15 protein-coding genes are annotated in these 20343 nt (G+C 71.6%); 12 read left to right on the top strand and 3 right to left on the bottom strand.

Annotated features, from left to right (window positions below; genetic code table 11):
- Positions 1-19 precede the first annotated feature (19 nt).
- Both NGB36_RS29490 and NGB36_RS29485 read left to right on the top strand, forming a co-directional pair.
- Positions 20-469: a hypothetical protein gene (locus NGB36_RS29490; protein ID WP_255923629.1), complete on the top strand. Its 450-nt coding sequence runs from the start codon at positions 20-22 to the stop codon at positions 467-469.
- A 118-nt stretch (positions 470-587) separates the two neighbouring features.
- Positions 588-2093: a CoA-acylating methylmalonate-semialdehyde dehydrogenase gene (locus NGB36_RS29485; RefSeq protein ID WP_255923628.1), complete on the top strand. Its 1506-nt coding sequence runs from the start codon at positions 588-590 to the stop codon at positions 2091-2093.
- Here NGB36_RS29485 and NGB36_RS29480 read toward each other — a convergent pair.
- Positions 2065-2682 carry a phosphatase PAP2 family protein gene (locus NGB36_RS29480; protein ID WP_255923627.1) on the bottom strand — a complete coding sequence of 206 codons (618 nt, stop codon included), beginning with the start codon at positions 2680-2682 and terminating at the stop codon, positions 2065-2067. The genes NGB36_RS29485 and NGB36_RS29480 overlap by 29 nt on opposite strands.
- Positions 2683-3021: 339 nt before the next feature.
- Entirely contained in the window at positions 3022-4371 is a 1350-nt protein-coding gene (gene gabT, locus NGB36_RS29475) for a 4-aminobutyrate--2-oxoglutarate transaminase (protein ID WP_255923626.1), read from the bottom strand.
- Between the two features lie 173 nt (positions 4372-4544).
- Between gabT and NGB36_RS29470 the strand changes: the two genes are divergently transcribed.
- The 10 genes from NGB36_RS29470 (at position 4545) to NGB36_RS29425 (ending at position 19383) form a co-directional block, all read left to right on the top strand.
- Positions 4545-6653, top strand: a complete 2109-nt coding sequence (locus NGB36_RS29470; RefSeq protein WP_255923625.1) for a type IV secretory system conjugative DNA transfer family protein — start codon at positions 4545-4547, stop codon at positions 6651-6653.
- Between the two features lie 59 nt (positions 6654-6712).
- Entirely contained in the window at positions 6713-8260 is a 1548-nt protein-coding gene (locus tag NGB36_RS29465; protein WP_255923624.1) for a PucR family transcriptional regulator, read from the top strand.
- Positions 8261-8410: 150 nt separating this feature from the next.
- On the top strand, positions 8411-9868 hold the full coding sequence (locus NGB36_RS29460) for an aldehyde dehydrogenase family protein (protein WP_255923623.1): 1458 nt from the start codon (positions 8411-8413) through the stop codon (positions 9866-9868).
- Between the two features lie 174 nt (positions 9869-10042).
- Complete coding sequence (locus tag NGB36_RS29455; RefSeq protein WP_255923622.1) at positions 10043-11986, top strand: acyl-CoA dehydrogenase family protein; 1944 nt, start codon at positions 10043-10045, stop codon at positions 11984-11986.
- A 60-nt stretch (positions 11987-12046) separates the two neighbouring features.
- Positions 12047-13336 carry a 1-deoxy-D-xylulose-5-phosphate reductoisomerase gene (gene dxr, locus NGB36_RS29450; RefSeq protein WP_255923621.1) on the top strand — a complete coding sequence of 430 codons (1290 nt, stop codon included), beginning with the start codon at positions 12047-12049 and terminating at the stop codon, positions 13334-13336.
- Positions 13333-14643: a M50 family metallopeptidase gene (locus NGB36_RS29445; protein WP_255923620.1), complete on the top strand. Its 1311-nt coding sequence runs from the start codon at positions 13333-13335 to the stop codon at positions 14641-14643. Before dxr ends, NGB36_RS29445 begins: the two co-directional genes overlap by 4 nt.
- Before the next feature lie 167 nt (positions 14644-14810).
- Positions 14811-15965 (top strand): flavodoxin-dependent (E)-4-hydroxy-3-methylbut-2-enyl-diphosphate synthase, encoded by a 1155-nt coding sequence (gene ispG, locus NGB36_RS29440; RefSeq protein WP_255923619.1) that lies wholly within the window; start codon positions 14811-14813, stop codon positions 15963-15965.
- Between the two features lie 259 nt (positions 15966-16224).
- A complete protein-coding gene (locus tag NGB36_RS29435; protein ID WP_255923618.1) occupies positions 16225-17070 on the top strand; it encodes a GNAT family N-acetyltransferase in 846 nt (281 codons plus the stop codon).
- Between the two features lie 29 nt (positions 17071-17099).
- Entirely contained in the window at positions 17100-17645 is a 546-nt protein-coding gene (locus NGB36_RS29430; protein WP_255923617.1) for a GNAT family N-acetyltransferase, read from the top strand.
- A 49-nt stretch (positions 17646-17694) separates the two neighbouring features.
- The gene (locus tag NGB36_RS29425; protein WP_255923616.1) at positions 17695-19383 is read left to right on the top strand and encodes a proline--tRNA ligase; all 1689 of its coding nucleotides are present in this window, start codon (positions 17695-17697) and stop codon (positions 19381-19383) included.
- Between the two features lie 10 nt (positions 19384-19393).
- Here the strand turns inward: NGB36_RS29425 and NGB36_RS29420 are convergent, their stop codons facing one another.
- A complete protein-coding gene (locus NGB36_RS29420) occupies positions 19394-20338 on the bottom strand; it encodes an aminoglycoside phosphotransferase family protein (RefSeq protein ID WP_255923615.1) in 945 nt (314 codons plus the stop codon).
- Positions 20339-20343 lie beyond the last annotated feature (5 nt).

Here is a 20343-nt window from a genome sequence, read left to right as displayed (position 1 = left end):
CGACGCGGAGGGGTGAGAGATGGTCAGCGCGGGGGCGAAATCTGCGGTGGAATGGCTGGTGTCCGTGGCGCCGGACCCGGAGGCCTGCCGGTGGGAATGGGAGCGCAACCCGCTGGGGGTGGCGCTGCTTCCCGCGGGCAGGGCGTGGGACGTACTGATCCTCGGCGGCGATCTGGGCTACCCGACGCTCGATGTGCTTACCCGCCTGCTGGACCGACCGGGCCCGGTGCTCGCCGACTTCGGCGACGCCCGGACCGGGTTCTTCGTGCCCTGCGGCACGGTGAGCCGCTGGCTGGGTACGGGGGTGCGCGGCGCGGGCCGCGGGACGTGGATCGTCGTCCCGTACCCGGGACGGGTGACGGGAGGTGTGCGGTGGCTCGTGCCGCCGGACGGCTCGGGGCGGCTCACCGACCCGGCCGTGCTCGAACTGGCCATGCACGAGGCGGCCGCCCGGATGACGGGCGCATGACGGGCAGGCCGCGCGACATGATGTAAAGCATCAGGACGCAACACCGACACTGTGGTGCTTGTCGCCTCCCGCCGGAGCTCACAACACTGGAGGCAGGCTCTAAGAGAGGAAGTCTGCCGTGACCAGCAAGCACATCACGCACTGGATCGCCGGCCGGCCATGGTCCGGAACCGCCGAGCGCCGGGGCGATGTCTGCGACCCGGCCACCGGCAGGGTCGCCGGGCAGGTGGACTTCGCCGGGATCGCCGAGGTCGACCAGGCGGTCGGAGCGGCGGTCGAGGCGTTCCACGGCTGGCGCGACGTGTCGGTGGCCAAGCGCACCCAGGTGCTCTTCGCCTTCCGCGAGCTGCTCAACTCCCACCGGGACGAGCTGGCGTCGATCATCGTCTCCGAGCACGGCAAGGTGCACTCCGACGCCCTGGGCGAGATCGCCCGCGGCCTGGAGGTCGTCGAGTACGCATGCGGTATCCCGCAGCTGCTCAAGGGCGGCTTCACCGAGCAGGCGTCCACCGGCATCGACGTGTACTCGATCCGCCAGCCACTCGGTCCCGTCGCGATCATCTCGCCGTTCAACTTCCCGGCGATGGTGCCGATGTGGTTCTTCCCCATCGCCATCGCCGCAGGCAACACGGTGGTCGTCAAGCCGTCCGAGAAGGACCCGTCGGCGGCCAACTTCCTTGCCGGGCTGTGGAAGCAGGCAGGGCTGCCGGACGGCGTCTTCAACGTCGTGCACGGTGACAAGACTGCCGTCGACCGGCTGCTGGAGCACCCTGACATCAAGGCTGTCAGCTTCGTCGGCTCGACGCCGATCGCGCGCTACGTCTACGAGACCGGCACCCGCTACGGCAAGCGGGTCCAGGCGCTCGGCGGCGCCAAGAACCACATGCTGGTGCTGCCCGACGCCGACCTCGACCTCGCCGCCGACGCCGCCGTCAACGCCGGGTTCGGCGCCGCGGGCGAGCGTTGCATGGCGGTCTCGGTGCTCGTCGCCGTCGACCCGATCGGCGACGAACTGGTCGAGAAGATCAAGCAGCGGATGGCCACCCTCACCGTCGGCCCCGGCTGCAACGCCGACTCCGAGATGGGCCCGCTGGTCACCGGCGCTCACCGGGACAAGGTGACCTCCTACCTCGACGCGGGGATCGCGGACGGCGCGACGCTCACCGTCGACGGCCGCAGCCACCCGATCTCCGGCGAGGACACCTCGGACGGCTTCTGGCTCGGCCCGACCCTCTTCGACCACGTCAAGCCCGGGATGTCCGTCTACAACGACGAGATCTTCGGCCCGGTGCTCTCGGTGGTTCGGGTCACCACGTACGACGAGGGGCTCGAACTGATCAACGCCAATCCGTACGGCAACGGCACCGCCGTGTTCACCAACGACGGCGGCGCGGCCCGGCGCTTCCAGCACGAGGTGGAGGTCGGCATGGTCGGCATCAACGTACCGATCCCCGTACCGGTCGCCTACTACAGCTTCGGCGGCTGGAAGAGCAGCCTCTTCGGCGACACCCACGCCTACGGCGCCGACGGCGTCCACTTCTTCACCCGGGGCAAGGCCGTCACCCAGCGCTGGCTCGACCCCAGCCACGGCGGCATCAACCTGGGCTTCCCCACCAACGGGTGAGACCCAGCAGCACACCGCTGAGGCACCAGGCGGCCGCCACGTCGAGCGGCCAGTGGTAGCCGCGCCAGACGAGGCCGGCGCCCACCGCACCATTGAGCAGCACGGCGGCAGCCACCAGCAGCCGCCGTGCTGACGTGCTCCGCAGCAGCGGCAGGGTGGCCAGCAGGGCGAGCCCGCAGGCCATCGCCGCCGTCGACGCATGCCCCGACGGGAAGTAGCCGGAGTGGCCGAGGAGCACGGTGCTGCCGGGGGCCGGGCGGGAGACCAGATCCTTCAACGGCACGATCACCGGTCCCACCAGCGCCATGACCAGCGCACAGCAGGCCGACGGCAGCCACCAGCGGGCATGCCCCGCGCGCCGGCGGTACCAGGCGGCGTACCCCAGGGCGGCGGCGAGCGCCGGCACCGCGACCTGGATGTCGCCGAGATCGGCGAGGAACTGGGCGGCGGGGGTGAGGAATCGATACCGCGCGGCGGCCTGCAGCACGGCGGAGTCGACGCCCGTGTCCGAGTGGAACAGCGGGCCATGGACGGCCACTTGCCAGGTGAGGAGCGCGAGAAGCAGCGCGCATGCCCCGACGACCGTCACCAGGAAAGCAGTTGGCCGCCCCGGGACAGGGGGGAGAGTCCCGAGGCGGCCGTGACGATCGCCGCACCGCTCGCCCCGGGGGGTTTGGGACGGGCGGCCGACCGATCGACGAGGATTGCCAGGGCCTTCGGCTCCGGCGGTGTTGCGCGCGAGGGCACTGCACAACCGGCGATGGGGGGTCGCCGGCAGGGTGTCGCTCGCAGTCTCCCGCGAGCGGGGTGGTTCCTTCATCTGCGACCACGGTAGGTCACACGGCGGTCGCCGGGGAGTACGGCGAACCGAATCTCCCCAGCCCCGCACAGGTTCTTCACCGCGTCACGGACCGTCACAAACTGGCCGTCACAGACCGGCGAACGCGCCCTCGATGATGTCGAGGCCCTCGCGCAGCAGCTCCTCGCCGATGACCAGCGGCGGCAGGAAACGCAGCACGTTCCCGTACGTGCCACAGGTCAGGACCACAAGCCCCGCCGCGTGGCACGCCTTGGCGACGGCGGCGGTCGTCTCCGGGTTCGGGTCCTTCGAGCCGGACTTCACCAGCTCGATCGCGATCATGGCTCCACGACCGCGGACGTCACCAATGACGTCGTACTTCTCCGCCAGAGCGGTGAGGCGGCCCTTCATGATTTCTTCGATGCGCTTCGCCTTGGCGTTGAGATCCAGCTCCCGCATGGTCTCGATGGACCCGAGCGCCGCCGCGCACGCCACCGGGTTGCCGCCGTAGGTGCCGCCGAGGCCGCCCGCGTGCGCCGCGTCCATGATCTCCGCGCGGCCGGTCACGGCAGCGAGCGGCAGACCGCCCGCGATGCCCTTCGCCGTGGTGATGAGGTCCGGGACGATGCCCTCGTCCTCGCATGCGAACCACTGGCCGGTGCGGCAGAAACCGGTCTGGATCTCGTCCGCGACGAAGACGATGCCGTTGGCCTTCGCGAACTCGGCGATCCGCGGCAGGAAACCCTTGGCCGGCTCGATGAAGCCGCCCTCGCCCTGGATCGGCTCGATCACGATCGCCGCGACGTTCTCGGCGCCGACCTGCTTGCTGATCTGGTCGATCGCCTGGGCGGCTGCCTCCGCGGCACAGTTCTCCGGGCCGGTGAGCCAGCGGTACGGATAGGCGAGCGGCACCCGGTAGACCTCGGGCGCGAACGGGCCGAACCCGTGCTTGTACGGCATGTTCTTGGCGGTGAGCGCCATCGTCAGGTTGGTGCGGCCGTGGTAGCCGTGGTCGAAGACGACGACCGCCTGGCGCTTGGTGTAGGCGCGGGCGATCTTCACGGCGTTCTCCACCGCCTCGGCGCCCGAGTTGAACAGCGCGGTGCGCTTCTCGTGGTCGCCCGGGGTGAGTTCGTTCAGCTGCTCGGCGACCTCCACGTACCCCTCGTACGGCGTCACCATGAAACAGGTGTGGGTGAACGACGCGAGCTGCTCGGTCGCCCGCCGCACCACGGCCTCGGCGCTGTTGCCCACGCTCGTCACCGCGATGCCGGAGCCGAAGTCGATCAGCGAGTTGCCGTCGGCGTCCTCCAGCACGCCGCCGCCCGCCCGGGTCACGAACACCGGAAGGGTCACGCCCACGCCCGCCGCGACCGCCGCGCTCTTGCGGGCCAGCAGCTCCTGGGACTTCGGACCGGGGATCGAGGTGACGAGTCGGCGCTGCTGGGCCAGCGCCGGGCCGCCGGACAGTTCGGTCATGGGGCTTCCTTAAGCATCATGAGGGCACGTCTTTCCCGGCAGGCTAAGCCCGCCGCGAGCGCACCCGCATACGCCGATAGGGAGCAGTGGCCTGTCATCTCTTCGACGCGGCGGACAGTACGGATAGATTGCTGGTCGAGCGTAGGCCGGTCAGGGGCGAGGGACAACGATTCATGGACGTCGAAGGCACGCACGGCTACCGCGACGGCTACCGCGACACCGAAGCGGCGAGGCCGCCCGTTCCGCGGCAGTCCCCGCCCTGCGCACCGCCCATGCCGCCGGGGCCGCCCGCGCCTTCCCTGGTCACCTGGCTGCGCACCCCGCGCATCGCGGAAGCGCCCGGAATCTACGCGTACGGGCATGTGCCGCGGCCACCGGAGCAGCCGGACCGGATCCCCGACCGCCGCCTCGTCGGCGGCGCCGTGCTGTCTCTGCTCGGCGCGATGCTCGTCTGGTCGCTGCTGTGGGACGCCCCGCTCAATCTGATCGCCGTGATCGTGCCCGAGTCGTGGTGGCTCGGCGGCGGCAACGAGTACCGGGCCGCCCTCTTCAGCTACTCCATGTACGCCGTCACTGCGCTGGCCATCGTCTGGATCTTCGGCCGGACCGGCCACTGGCGCGAAGTGCTGCGCCGCTACGTCGTTGCGCCGCTGCGCCGTCCGGCTGCCGCTGCCGCCGCGACGGCATCGGCAGCCGAGCCCGACCCGCAGCACGACCCCGTCGGCTGGCCCCAGCTGCGCGCCGCAGGACAGCCGGCCGTCGCCGAACGGCTCGCCGCCGAGGCCCGGTCCGGCCGCATGAACGACGTGGACTACGTCCGGCTGCACCGCGCCTGGCATTCGGTGCAGGCCGACCCGTCCCGGCTCGACGCCTACTGCGACGCGGTACTGCGCCAGGGCGCGGCCGCCTGCATCCACCCCTCGGGCGCGCGCGATCTGCCGGCGCGGGCGGCACGGCACGACCTGTTCACGGCCCAGGTGCGCATCGGGTCCGCCGCGAGCAGCCGGAGGAACCCCTACGCCTACCGCGGCGCGGGCATCGCACTCGATCCGGCGCTGCTCGGCACCTCGGCGGTCGCCGTCGGACCGCCGGGATCCGGCAAGACCCGGCACTTGGTCCGCCCGGTCGTCGAGTCGCTGTGCCTGCAGGCGCTCGCGGGGACCGCTGCCGTGATCGCCGTCGGCGCGACGGGCGCCGACTTCGGGCCCGCCGACGCGTTCGACGTGGTGATCGCCCTCGGCGACCCGAACTCCGCCCACGACCTCGACCTCTACGGCGGCACATCCGACCCCGACGAGGCGGCGGCGATCCTCGCCGCCGCCCTGCTCGACGGCTTCGATGGCCCCGAGGCCGATCCGCGTCGGGCCGCCACGGCGCTCGGCCAGCTGCTCGGCCCCTACCGGGCGGTTCACGGACGCTTCCCTGCCGTCTCCGAACTGCGAGAACTCCTCGACGCCCGCCCCGCCGCTCTCGCCGCGCTCCGGGAGGCGCTCGACGAGGCGGACGAACACGCCTGGGCGCGCGAACTCGCCGCCCGCGAGCGGCAGGCCGAGCGCCCCGGCGACATCGGCACGCTGCTCGCCGACCGGATCGCGCTGCTCGACCGTCCCGCCTTCGCGGGCTTCTTCGACGTCACCGGGCGGACCCGGCCCTTCGCCCTGCGCTCGCTCGAACACCCGCTGCGGGTCCGCATCGACCTGCCAGGGCGCGGACACGCCGAGGCCTCCCGGCTGCTGACCCGGCTCGTACTCGCCCAGTTCACGGCCGCCGCCACCGCACGCACCGACCGCTCCCTGTTCGCCTTCCTCGTCCTGGACGACGCCGCGCACACCGTCACCGCGGAGGCCGTGCGCGGCCTGCAGCGGCTGCGCACGGCGGGGGCGGGCGCCCTGCTCGCCCTGCGCAGCCTCGACGAGGTCCCCGAGACGCTGCGCAGTGCGCTGCTCGGCGCGACGGGCTGCCGGATCGCGCTGTCCGGGGTGACGACGTGGGACGGCAAGCGGTTCGCGGAGGCGTGGGGCACCACCTGGGTGGAGGAGAGCGACGTCACCCGCGCACCCGACCTGTCCGGCGGCATCCTGCGGCGCACGCTGCGCGGTATCCGCCGGCTGTTCACCGGTGAGGCGGCCACGACGGAGTCGGTGACCGTGCGCACGGTCGAGCGCGAGCGCTGGTCCGCCTCCGATCTCGCCCACTCGGTGCCGCCCGGTCACGCGGTGGTCTCCTTCACCACGGTGGACGGCGAGCACGCCCCGCCGGTCCTCGTCGACCTGCGCGGCTGATCCCGCCGCGTGACATGTTCGCGCGGCGGACCTGGCACGTGAGGCAGAATCAAAGCGCTATGCCACCCACCCTCGCCTCCCTCGTGCGCACCTCCGCGCTGGGGCTCACCGTCCTCGCCGGAGGCGACCGGCTCGACGCCGCGGTGCGCTGGGTGCACACCAGCGAACTGGACGACCCGACGCCCTACCTCGAAGGCGGAGAGCTGGTGCTGACCACGGGGCTCAACCTGAGCACCGGGGAGAAGGAGCTGAGCGCCTACGTCCACCGGCTGGCGGACGCCGGGGTTGTCGGCCTGGGGTTCGGCGTCGGCCTCGGCCACGACACCGTGCCCGGGCCGCTCGTCACCGCGGCCGAGGAGCACGGCCTGCCGCTGCTCCGGGTGCCACGGCCCACCCCGTTCATCGCCATCAGCAAGGCGGTCTCCGCCGCCATCGCCGCGGACCAGTACAAGGCGGTGACCACGAGCCTGGAGGCGCAGCGCGAGCTCACCCGCGCCGCGCTCGCCAAGGACGGCACGAGCGCGCTCCTCGCTCGGCTCGCCGCGCATCTGGACGGGTGGGCGGCGCTGTACGACGCCTCGGGCGACGTGGTCGCGGCGGCACCCGAATGGGCGGAGCGCCGGGCCGCGCGGCTCACCGGCGAGATCGAACGGCTGCGGGAGCGGCCCGCGCCGGTGAGCGCGGCCGTCACCGGCCCCGGCGGGACCGACGACCGGGTCGAGATCCAGTCGCTCGGCACCGGGCGCCGCCCGCGCGGCTTCCTCGCCGTCGGCACGGGGGAGCGGCTCGACCCGTCCGGCCGGTACGTCGTCCAGGCGGCCGTTGCCCTGCTCACGCTCTCCCTGGAGCAGTCCCGCACCCTGCAGGAGGCCGAACGCCGCTTCGGTGCCGCCCTGCTGCGCATGCTGCTGGAGGGCGAGGCCGGGCACGCCCGCACCGCGGCCGGCCGGCTCTACGGCACCCTGCTCGACCGTCCGGCGCGCATCCTCATCGCCGAGCCCGCGCGCGGTTCCAAGTCCTCCGCAGCCCAGCCGGAGCCCGTCGCGCTGCTCGCCGAGCACGCCGAGGCCGCCTCCGCGCGTGCGGCCGAGCCCGTGCTCCTCGCCCACGAGGGGCAGCGGCTCACCGTGCTCGCCGCCGACGGGGGAGCGGTGCTGCGGGCCTGTCTCGAACACCTGGGGGCCGACGAGGCGCTCGCCACTGGCCTGTCGGCGGCGGTGGAGGTGGACCAGGTCCCGGTGGCGGCCCGCGAGGCCGAACGGGCGCTGGTCGTCGCGCAACGCCGCGGCCGCAGCCTCGTCGAACACGACGAGGTCAGTGCAGGATCGGTTCTGCCGCTGCTGGGCGACGACGCCGTCCGCGCCTTCGCCGAGGGTCTGCTGCGTCCGCTGCGCGAGCACGACGCAACCTCCCGCGGCGATCTCGTCGCGTCGCTGCAGGCGTGGCTCTCCCGCCACGGCCAGTGGGATGCGGCCGCTGCCGACCTGGGAGTGCACCGCCATACGCTGCGCTACCGGATGCGCCGCGTCGAGGAGATCCTCGGCCGCTCTCTGGACGATCCGGACGTCCGCATGGAGCTCTGGCTCGCGCTCAAGGCCGATGTCTGACGGCTGACCCGGGCCCGGCGTCCGACGAATCGGCGAGCGCCGCGGCTTGCGTACTCCGCGATGGACAAACCCGTCGCGCCGCCCCCGCCCCTACCGTGTTAGCACGCATCGACCGATCGAGGACCACCACGGGAAAGGCGGAGATCCGCTGTGACTTCCACCCGCACAGCTGCCAAGGCGTTCTGGCTGGCCGGCCGGCAGGCCACCGGCGAGGACACCTTCGAGGTCACCCACCCGTGGGACGGCACCGTCGTCGCCACGGTGAGCGTGCCCACCGAGGCCCAGGTGGAGGAGGCGGTCTCGGCCGCCACCGCGGTGCAGGCCGGGTTCGCGGCGAGCCCCGCGCACGTGCGCGCCGCCGCTCTCGACCACGTCTCCAAGCGGCTCGCCGAGCGCAGCGAGGAGATAGCCCGGCTCATCACCGCCGAGAACGGCAAGCCCATCAAGTGGGCGCGCGGCGAGGTCGGCCGCGCCGTCTCCGTCTTCCGCTGGGCCGCCGAGGAGGCCCGCCGCTTCAACGGCGGCGACGCCCAGCGTCTCGACACCGACGCCGGCGGCGTCGGCAGGCTCGCCGTCACCCGCCGCTTCCCGCGCGGCGTGGTCCTCGGCATCGCGCCGTTCAACTTCCCGCTGAACCTGGTCGCCCACAAGGTGGCCCCGGCCATCGCCGTCGGCGCGCCCATCATCCTCAAGCCGGCGCCCGCGACCCCGCTGTCGGCGCTGCTGCTCGGCGAACTGCTCGCCGAGACCGACCTTCCGGCCGGCTCCTGGAGCGTTCTGACGGTCCCCAACGACCGGATGCCCGCCCTCGTCCAGGACGAGCGGCTGCCGGTCATCTCCTTCACCGGCTCCGACACCGTCGGCTTCGCGATCCAGCAGTCCGTGCCCCACAAGCACACCACCTTGGAGCTCGGCGGCAACGCCGCCGCCGTGGTGCTCGCCGACTACTCCTCCGACGCCGACCTGGAGTGGGCCGCCACCCGCATCGCGACCTTCGCCAACTACCAGGCCGGCCAGTCCTGCATCTCGGTGCAGCGGGTGATCGCCGACGCTTCCGTCTACGACCGGCTGGTCGAGAAGGTCGTCGCCAAGGTCAAGGCCCAGGTCACCGGCGACCCGTCCGACGACGCCACCGACGTAGGCCCGCTGGTCAGCGAGGACGCCGCCAAGCGCGTCGAGTCCTGGGTCGACGACGCCGTCGCCAAGGGCGCCAAGCTCGTCACCGGCGGGGCGCGCGACGGCGCCTCGTATGCCCCCACCGTCATCGCCGACCTGCCGGACGACGCGATCCTGGCCACCGCCGAGGTCTTCGGACCGGTGCTCAGCCTGCACAAGGCCAACGGCACGGACGAGGCGTTCGCCGCCGTCAACGATTCCAAGTTCGGCCTGCAGGCGGGCGTGTTCACCCACGACCTGAAGACCGCCTTCCGCGCCCACCGGGAGCTCGAAGTCGGCGGCGTGATCATCGGTGACGCACCCTCGTACCGCGCCGACCAGATGCCGTACGGCGGCGTGAAGGCCTCCGGCGTCGGCCGCGAAGGCGTGGCCTACGCGATGGACGACTACACCTACGAGCGGGTCCTCGTCCTGACCGGCCTCGACCTGTAAGGCCCTCGGAACCATCCACCGAGGAGGAGGGCGCTCTGTGCGGGAGCGCCCTCCTCCGCCTTCCCGCGGGTTCGTCGCACGCCTACCACTTGGCTATTGCCACGAAGCGCGTGCAGAATGGCACGGTACGTGTGAGTAATATCACTCGATCGGATCAGGCGGCGAGGTGGAACCATGACCGCACCATCCGCTCCACACAAGGTCTCCGAGCGCGAGGCGCGCGCGGTAGCCGAGGCGGCGCGTGAGCAGGGCTGGCGCAAGCCGAGCTTCGCCAAGGAGTTGTTCCTCGGCAGGTTCCGGCTGGACCTGATCCATCCCCATCCCTCGGGCGCACCCGACGACGTCCAGCGCGGTGAGGCGTTCCTCGCCAAGCTGCGGGACTTCCTCGACGCCGAGGTCGACGGCGCGCGCATCGAGCGCGAGGCGCGCATCCCCGACGAGGTCATCAACGGCCTGAAGGACCTCGGCGCCTTCGGGATGAAGATCGACACCAAGTACGGCGGCCTCGGCCTCACCCAGGTGTACTACAACAAGGCGCTGCAGCTCGCGGGCTCCGCCAACCCCTCGATCGGCGCCCTGCTCTCCGCCCACCAATCGATCGGCGTACCGCAGCCGCTGAAGCTCTTCGGCACCCAGGAACAGAAGGACGCCTTCCTGCCGCGCTGCGCCCGCACCGACATCTCCGCGTTCCTCCTCACCGAACCGGACGTCGGCTCCGACCCGGCGCGGCTCGCCACCGCGGCCGTGCCGTCGGAGGACGGCTCGGAGTACGTCCTCGACGGCGTCAAGCTGTGGACGACCAACGGCGTCGTCGCCGACCTGCTCGTCGTCATGGCCCGGGTCCCCCGGTCGGAGGGCCACAAGGGCGGAATCACCGCCTTCGTCGTGGAGGCCGACAGCCCCGGCATCACCGTCGAGAACCGCAATGCGTTCATGGGCCTGCGCGGCATCGAGAACGGCGTCACCCGCTTCCACCAGGTGCGCGTCCCCGCCGCCAACCGCATCGGCCCCGAGGGCGCCGGCCTAAAGATCGCCCTGACCACCCTCAACACCGGACGCCTCTCGCTTCCCGCGATGTGCGTGGGCGCGGGCAAATGGTGTCTGAAGATTGCCCGGGAGTGGTCGGCCGCCCGCGAGCAGTGGGGCAAGCCCATCGCCAAGCACGAGGCAGTCGGCTCGAAGATCGCGTTCATCGCGGCGACCACCTTCGCCCTGGAAGCGGTGCTCGACCTGTCCAGCCAGATGGCCGACGAGGACCGCAACGACATCCGTATCGAGGCCGCGCTCGCCAAGCTCTACGGCAGCGAGATGGCCTGGCTGATGGCCGACGAGCTGGTCCAGATCCGCGGCGGGCGCGGCTTCGAGACCGCGGCGTCGCTCGCGGCTCGCGGCGAGCGCGCGGTGCCGGCCGAGCAGATCCTGCGCGACCTGCGGATCAACCGGATCTTCGAGGGATCGACGGAGATCATGCACCTGCTGATCGCCCGCGAGGCGGTGGACGCCCACCTGTCGGTCGCCGGCGACCTCATCGACCCCGACAAGTCCCTGCCGGACAAGGCGAGGGCGGGCGCCAAGGCCGGCGGCTTCTACGCCCGCTGGCTCCCCAAACTCGTCGCGGGACCCGGCCAGCTTCCCACCTCCTACGGGGAGTTCCACCCCTCCGGCCACCCCGACCTCGCCGTCCATCTGCGCTACGTCGAGCGCAACGCACGCAAGCTCGCCCGCTCCACCTTCTACGCGATGTCGCGCTGGCAGGGCCGGATGGAGACCAAGCAGGGGTTCCTCGGCCGGATCGTCGACATCGGCGCGGAGCTGTTCGCGATGAGCGCGTCATGCGTACGGGCGGAAATGCTGCGCTCGCGCGGCGAGAACGGCCGCGAGGCCTACCAGCTCGCCGACGCCTTCTGCCGTCAGTCCCGCCTCCGTGTCGAGGAGCTCTTCGCCCGGCTGTGGGCCAACACCGACGACCCCGACCGCAAGGTGGTCAAGGGGGTGCTCGACGGCGCCTACACCTGGCTGGAGGAAGGCATCGTCGACCCGAGCGGCGACGGACCCTGGATCGCGGACGCCACCCCGGGCCCCGCCAGGGCCGACAACGTCCACCGCCCGATCCGCTGACGCCGCTCCGCCGAGTGCACCCGCGTCATCGCCGTCACCGGTTACGGACACAATGGAGGGATGACGGACTCCCTCGCCGACCCGCTCGCCGACCCTCATCTCCGCTATCCGGGCCATCCGGCTGATGCCGGGACGCACACCGGGCCCCGGGACATCGTGATCCTGGGGTCCACCGGATCGATCGGCACCCAGGCCATCGACGTGGTGCTGCGCAACCCCGAGCGGTTCCGGGTGGTCGCGCTGTCCGCGGCGGGCGGCCGTGTGCACCTGCTCGCCGAGCAGGCGCACCGCCTCGGCGTCCGGGCGGTGGGCGTGGCCGACCAGACGGCCGTGCCCGTGCTGCGCGAGGCCCTGGCCGCGCAGTACGGGCCGCGGCCGCTGCCGGAGATCCTGGCGGGGCCCGACGCCGCGACACAGCTCGCCCGCTTCGAGTGCCACTCCGTGCTCAACGGGATCACCGGGTCGATCGGGCTCGCCCCCACGCTCGCCGCGCTGGAGGCCGGCCGGGTGCTGATCCTGGCCAACAAGGAGTCGCTGATCGTCGGCGGTCCACTGGTCAAGGCGATCGCCCGGCCCGGCCAGATCGTGCCCGTCGACTCCGAGCACTCCGCGCTCTTCCAGGCACTGATGGGCGGCGCGCGGTCGGAGGTGCGCAAGCTCATCGTGACCGCGTCCGGCGGGCCCTTCCGCGGCCGTACGAGGGCGGAGCTCGCCGGTGTCACCCCCAGTGACGCCCTCGCCCACCCCACGTGGGACATGGGCCCGGTGATCACGATCAACTCGGCGACGCTGGTCAACAAGGGCCTGGAGGTGATCGAGGCGCATCTGCTCTACGACATCCCGTTCGAGCGGATCGAGGTCGTCGTCCACCCGCAGTCCTACATTCATTCGATGGTGGAGTTCACCGACGGTTCGACGCTGGCGCAGGCCAGTCCGCCGGACATGCGCATGCCGATCGCGCTGGGCCTTGGCTGGCCGGAGCGGGTGCCGGACGCGGCGGCCGCCTTCGACTGGTCGAAGGCGATGGAGTGGGAGTTCTTCCCGCTCGACGAGGAAGCCTTCCCGTCGGTGACTCTGGCGCGCCACGTGGGTAGCCTCGGGGGCACCGCTCCCGCGGTGTTCAACGCGGCCAACGAAGAGTGCGTCGATGCGTTCCTCGCCGGCCGGCTGGCGTTCACCGGGATCGTGGACACCGTCGCCGCCGTCGTCGAGGAACACAGTGCTGGGGGGCACACCGCGCCGGCCTCGGGAACTTCGCTGACCCTGGCGGACGTCCTCGAAGCGGAGACGTGGGCACGAAGGCGTGCCCGGGAACTTGCCGCACAGGCGACAGCGGAGGCGCGCGTATGACGACACTCATGACGGTGCTGGGGGTAGTCGTCTTCGCCGTCGGCCTGCTCATCTCCATCGCCTGGCACGAGCTGGGCCACCTGTCGACCGCAAAGCTCTTCGGCATCCGTGTGCCCCAGTACATGGTCGGCTTCGGGCCCACCATCTGGTCGCGGAAGAACGGCGACACCGAGTACGGGATCAAGGCCATCCCGCTCGGCGGCTACATCCGCATGATCGGGATGTTCCCGCCCGGCGACGACGGGAAGATCACGGCACGTTCGACCAGCCCGTGGCGCGGCATGATCGAGGACGCCCGCTCGGCGGCGTTCGAAGAGCTTCAGCCCGGAGACGAGACGCGGCTGTTCTACACGCGCAAGCCGTGGAAGCGCGTCATCGTGATGTTCGCCGGCCCGTTCATGAACCTGGTCCTCGCGGTCGCCCTCTTCCTCGCGGTACTGATGGGCTTCGGCATCAACTCCCAGACCACGACCGTCAGCAGCGTCTCGGACTGTGTGATCTCCCAGTCCGCGGCGAGCGCGGGCAAGACGACGTGCGCGGCCCACGACCCGGCCTCCCCGGCGAAGACGGCGGGGCTGAAGGCGGGCGACCGGATCACCGCCTTCGACGGGCGGCCCATCACCTCCTGGTCCCAACTGCAGGGCGACATCCGCGCCACCACGGGAGCGGCCACCATCACCGTCGAGCGCGGCGGCCGGAGCCTGGAGCTCCACGCCGATCTGATAAAGAATCAGGTCGCCAAGACGGACGGGTACGGCAACTACGTCGAGGGGCAGTACGTCACCGCAGGCTTCCTCGGATTCACCCCCGCCCAGGGCATTGTCAAGCAGTCGTTCGACGACTCCCTGAACCGCATGGGCGGCATGGTGAGCACGGCCACCCGGTCCCTCGTCGATCTGCCCGAGCGCGTCCCCGGCCTGTGGCGGTCGGCCTTCGACGGCGCGCCGCGCCAGCCGGACTCGCCGATGGGCGTGGTCGGAGCGGCCCGCGTCGGCGGCGAGGTCTTCTCGCTCAACATCCCTCCGGAGCAGCGGGTTGCGACGATGCTCATGCTGGTCGCGGGGTTCAACCTGTCGCTCTTCCTGTTCAACATGCTTCCGCTGCTGCCGCTCGACGGCGGGCACATCGCGGGCGCGCTGTGGGAGGCGTTGAAGCGCAATCTCGCGCGTGTCTTCCGCCGTCCCGACCCCGGTCCGTTCGACGTGGCGAAGATGATGCCCGTCGCGTACGTCGTCGCCGGACTGTTCCTGTCGTTCACCGTGCTCGTGCTGATCGCGGACGTGGTCAACCCCGTCAAGATCACATGACATGGACGGCCGTCGAACCCGCCACTCCCTCCGGGTGTCCGGAGTGTGTCGGTGTGACGGTTGGTGTGCCTGCCACATATGCGGTGCCGTAATCTCGTAAGCCGGGGCTCGTGGCACGATGCACGGACTCCGGTCCACACCATCCAGACCTTGGGGATGCACAGCACATGACCGCGATCTCGCTCGGCATGCCGTCCGTTCCGCTGAAGCTCGCAGACCGCCGCAGGAGTCGCAAGATCCAGGTCGGGTCGGTCGCGGTGGGCGGTGACGCGCCGGTGTCGGTGCAGTCGATGACGACGACGGTGACCGCGGACGTCGGTGCGACGCTGCAGCAGATCGCCGAGCTGACGGCGTCGGGCTGCCAGATCGTGCGGGTGGCGTGCCCCTCGCAGGATGACGCCGACGCCCTGGCGACCATCGCCCGCAAGTCGCAGATTCCGGTCATCGCGGACATCCACTTCCAGCCGAAGTACGTCTTCCAGGCGATCGACGCCGGGTGCGCCGCCGTCCGGGTGAACCCCGGGAACATCCGCCAGTTCGACGACAAGGTCAAGGAGATCGCCAAGGCGGCCTCCGCGGCCGGGGTGCCGATCCGGATCGGCGTGAACGCCGGGTCGCTCGACCGGCGGCTGCTGGAGAAGTACGGCAAGGCCACTCCCGAGGCGCTGGTGGAGTCGGCGCTGTGGGAGTGCTCCCTGTTCGAGGAGCATGGCTTCCGGGACATCAAGATCTCGGTGAAGCACAACGACCCGGTCGTGATGGTCAACGCCTACCGGCTGCTGGCGCAGAAGTGCGACTACCCGCTGCACCTGGGCGTGACCGAGGCGGGCCCGGCATTCCAGGGCACGATCAAGTCGGCCGTGGCCTTCGGCGCGCTGCTGAGCGAGGGGATCGGCGACACCATCCGCGTATCGCTGTCCGCACCTCCGGCCGAGGAGGTCAAGGTCGGCATCCAGATCCTGGAGTCGCTGGGGCTGCGCGAACGCCGCCTGGAGATCGTCTCCTGCCCGTCCTGCGGCCGTGCGCAGGTCGACGTCTACAAGCTCGCCGACGAGGTGACCGCGGGACTGGAAGGCATGGAGGTCCCGCTGCGTGTCGCGGTGATGGGCTGTGTCGTCAACGGCCCCGGCGAGGCGCGCGAGGCGGACCTCGGCGTCGCCTCCGGCAACGGGAAGGGGCAGATCTTCGTCAAGGGCGAGGTCATCAAGACCGTCCCGGAGTCGAAGATCGTCGAGACGCTCATCGAGGAGGCGATGAAGATCGCCGAGCAGATGGAGGCGGACGGCGTCGCCTCCGGCGAGCCCGCCGTCACCGTCTCCTGACGCGCGCCGCACGTGCCGGCCTCCCCGGCCGGGGGTGCACCGTCGGAACCCTGATCCTTTCCGTGCTCTTACGCTCGCTCCGTCCCGCCTCGGCCGGCGCCACCCCGGCCGTGGGCCGTGGCGGTTCGCGCGGCCCGTGGCTGTGGCCGCCGCCGGACCGCGCTCGCGGCGGAGTCGCGCACGATGCGCGAAGCGCGAGGTACAGTGCGGAGATCCCAGCCCGACAGCCCTTGGGGGCCCGTACCGGTGAGGCGCCCACGTGTTGACGACGACGACCACCAAGGTCCTCGACCCCGGTGAGCTCGACGCCGCTCTCGCCCTCCTCGACCGTGAACCCGTCGCCAACGCCTTCGTCGCCGCCCGCGTCCGCATAGCCGGACTCGACCCCTGGCGGCTCGGCGGCGAGATGTGGGGCTGGTACGCGGGCGGACAACTGGTGTCGCTCTGCTATGCGGGCGCCAACCTCGTCCCCATCTGCGCGACCTCCGCCGCCGTCCGCGGCTTCGCCGACCGGGCCCGGCGCGGCGGGCGCCGGTGCTCGTCCATCGTCGGCCCGGCCGCGGCCACAGGCGAACTGTGGTCGCTGCTCGAACCCTCCTGGGGGCCGGCCCGCGAGATCCGCCCTCACCAGCCGCTCATGGTCACCCGTTCCCTGCCCGCGGACGTCCCGCCCGACCCCCTGGTGCGGCGTGTCCGCCGTGACGAGATGGACGTGATCATGCCGGCCTGCGTCGCCATGTTCACCGAGGAAGTCGGCGTCTCGCCGCTCGCCGGGGACGGCGGCCTGCTCTACCAGGCGCGTGTCGCCGAACTGGTCACCTCCGGCCGGTCGTTCGCACGCATCGAGGACGGCCGCGTCGTCTTCAAGGCGGAGATCGGGGCCGTCACCCCGCACGCCTGCCAGATCCAGGGCGTCTGGGTGGCCCCCGAATTCCGGGGCCGCGGACTGTCCGAGACGGGCATGGCCGCGGTGCTCGGCTACGCGCTGCGCGACTTCGCCCCCGTCGTCAGCCTGTACGTCAACGACTTCAACACCGCCGCCCGCGCCTCGTACCGGCGCGTGGGGTTCACCGAAGTCGGTGCCTTCATGAGCGTGCTGTTCTGAGGCAGGCCTCCGCCCAGTACGCTCCCCGCATGGATGACGTGGTGGTCGAGCCGCTCGATCTCGTGCGACGGGTCGACGAGGCGCTCGCCGTACAGGCGCTGGCCTTCGGCCTGACCGACGACGAGATCGCGGTCCGCCGCCAGATCGTGCTCCGGCACTGCAAGTTGCCCGGAGTGCGCGCCTTCGGCGCCACCACCCAGGAGGGCCGGCTCGTCGGCTTCGTCTACGGCATGCCCAACGACCGCGCGCACTGGTGGTCGACGGTGGTCGAACCGTATCTGCGTCGCACCGGCAACGACCACTGGCTCGACTCGTCCTTCGTCATCGTCGAGCTGCACGTGCTCCCCGCCTACCAGGGCAAGGGAATCGGGCGCCGGCTCATCACCGTGATCACCGACACCGCCGACGAGCCGCGCACCATCCTCTCCGCGCTCGACCTGGAATCCTCGGCCCGCCGCTTCTACCGCTCGCTGGGTTACCAGGACCTCGCCCACCCGGTCCACTTCCCGAGCGCACCCACGCCGTACACGGTGATGGGCGCCCCGCTGCCGCTGCCGCGCCCGCGCGGCATCTGAGCCTCGGTATCCTCGGCGGCATCCGATGTCACCAGTACGGAGATCCCCCATGGTCCAGCGCATGTCCCGAATGCTCCTCAAGACACTGCGCGACGCCCCGGCCGATGCCGAGACCGCCAGCCACAAGCTGCTGGTCCGGGCCGGGTACGTCCGCCGTTCCACGGCGGGCGTGTGGACCTGGCTGCCGCTCGGCAAGCGCGTGCTGGAGAACGTCACCCGGGTGGTGCGCGAGGAGATGAACGCCATCGGCGGCCAGGAGGTGCTGCTGCCCGCGCTGCTGCCCCGCGAGCCGTACGAGGCGACGGGCCGCGCGGACGAGTACGGTGACCTGCTCTTCCGGCTGAAGGACCGCAAGGGCGCCGACTACGTGCTCGGCCCCACCCACGAGGAGATCTTCACCCACGTGGTGAAGGACCAGGCCACGTCCTACAAGGACCTGCCGGTGATCCTCTACCAGATCCAGACGAAGTACCGGGACGAGGCCCGGCCGCGCTCGGGCGTGCTGCGCGGCCGTGAGTTCCAGATGAAGGACTCCTACTCCTTCGACGTGGACGACGACGGGCTCGCCGAGGCGTACCGGCTGCACCGCGAGGCCTATGTCAAGATCTTCAACCGGCTCGGCTTCGACTACCGGATCGTCTCCGCCGTGTCGGGTGCCATGGGCGGCTCGGCCTCGGAGGAGTTCCTCGCGCCCGCAGCCGCCGGCGAGGACACCTTCGTCGACTGCCCGGCCTGTGACTACGCGGCCAACACTGAGGCGGTGACCGTCGTCGTACCGCCGGCCGGCGGGACCGGGCACGGCCCGGCGGAGGAGCTGGACACCCCCGACACCCCCACCATCGAGACCCTCGCCGCCCATCTCGGTGTGCCCGCCTCCGCGACGCTGAAGAACCTGCTGGTGAAGGTCGACGGCGAGATCACCGCGGTCGGCGTGCCCGGCGACCGCGAGGTCGACCTCGGCAAGCTCGCCGAACACCTCGCGCCCGCCACCGTCGAACTGGTCACCGCCGAGGACTTCGAAGGCCGCCCCGACCTGGTCCGCGGCTACATCGGCCCGCAGCACGGCCGTACCTTCCGCTACCTCGCCGACCCGCGGATCGCCCCCGGCACGGCGTGGATCACAGGCGCCAACAAGCCCGGGCGGCACGCCCGCAACGTGGTGTGCGGACGGGACTTCGAGGTCGACCAGTACCTCGACGTCGTGGTCGTCGAACCGGGCGACCCGTGCCCGAGGTGCGGTGCGGGTCTGGAGATCGGCCGGGCCATCGAGATCGGCCACATCTTCCAGCTCGGTCGCAAGTACACCGACGCCTTCGAGCTCGACGTGCTCGGCAAAGAGGGCAAGCCGGTCCGCGTGACAATGGGCTCCTACGGCATCGGCATCTCCCGCGCGGTCGCGGCGCTCGCCGAGCAGACCGCGGACGACCAGGGGCTGTGCTGGCCGCGCGAGGTAGCCCCGGCCGATGTGCACGTGGTCGCGGCCGGCAAGGCGGCCCAGACCGACCTGGCCCTCGACGTCGCCGGCAAGCTGGAGGCGGCCGGGGTGCGGGTGCTCGTCGACGACCGGGCGGGCGTCTCGCCGGGCGTGAAGTTCACCGACGCCGAGCTGATCGGGGTGCCGACGATCCTGGTCGTGGGGCGCCGGGCCGCCGAGGGCATCGTCGAGCTGAAGGACCGGCGCACCGGCGAACGCGAAGAGGTCACCGTGGAGACGGCGTTGGCGCGCCTCAGCGCCTGACGCTGACGCGTCACAACCAGGCGGCGAACTCCAGGGCGAGTTCGCCGTCCTCCCGGTCGCCGACCGACAGCGACCACAGGCCCGCCTCCACCGCGCGGAAGAGCGTCCAGTCACGCAGCCGGTCACGGTCCACGTCGAGCGCGTCCGCGAGCGTGGCGATACGGCGCCGTGCCGCCGCCTGCGGGGCCGGCATCGCCACCAGCGTGTCCAGGCGGTCCTGCGCCAGCCAGGCCAGGTCGAACCCCGGGTCGCCCACCAGCGGCTTGGGGTCGATCGCCAGCCACGGCATCCGGTCCCCGGCCAGTACGTTGCCGTGGTGGAAGTCGCCGTGCAGCAGCACCGGCGCGGCGGGCGCCGATTCCGTCAGCCGTTCGAGCGCGGCCAGCGCCTCGTCGGCGAGCGGCCGCGCATCGGCGGCCCAGGGCTGCTCCCGCCGCTCCCGCAGATGCTCCGCAAGCCTGCACGTGTGGTCGGCGACCGAGGCGAAGGGGTGGCCCTCGGCAGGCGCCACCCACAGCCGCCGCAGCACCCCGCACGCCTCCAGCATCGCCTTGGCGTCGGGCAGTGAACGCAGGCTGACGTCGGCGTGGAGCCGCTCCAGCAGCATCGCGCTGCCGGCCGGGTCGTCCCGCAGCAGCCGCACCGCCCCGAGCCCGCTCCAGTGGGCCAGGGCCGCGTGCTCCTCGCGCGTCTGCGAGGTCACCATGCCGACTTTCAGGGCAGCCGGTGTCCCGTCGGCCTGCCGCACCAGCACCACCATGCTGATGTGCCCGCCGGGGTGCTGCACCCGCTCGGGCGTCAACTCCCAGCGGGCCAGGTACTCCTCGACGAGCCCCGGCAGGGCCTTGAGCCAGTCGCGGCCGGCCTCGCCCTCCCACGCGCCGACGGTGCGCAGCAGCCGTTCGGGCGGCTCCAGCGGTACGTGGCCGCGGATGATGTCACGGTCCGGGGCCATGGGCG

The sequence above is a fragment of the Streptomyces humicola genome (assembly GCF_024436035.1).
Taxonomy (GTDB): Bacteria; Actinomycetota; Actinomycetes; order Streptomycetales; family Streptomycetaceae; genus Streptantibioticus_B; species Streptantibioticus_B humicola.
This window is presented reverse-complemented; position numbering and strand designations above follow the sequence as displayed.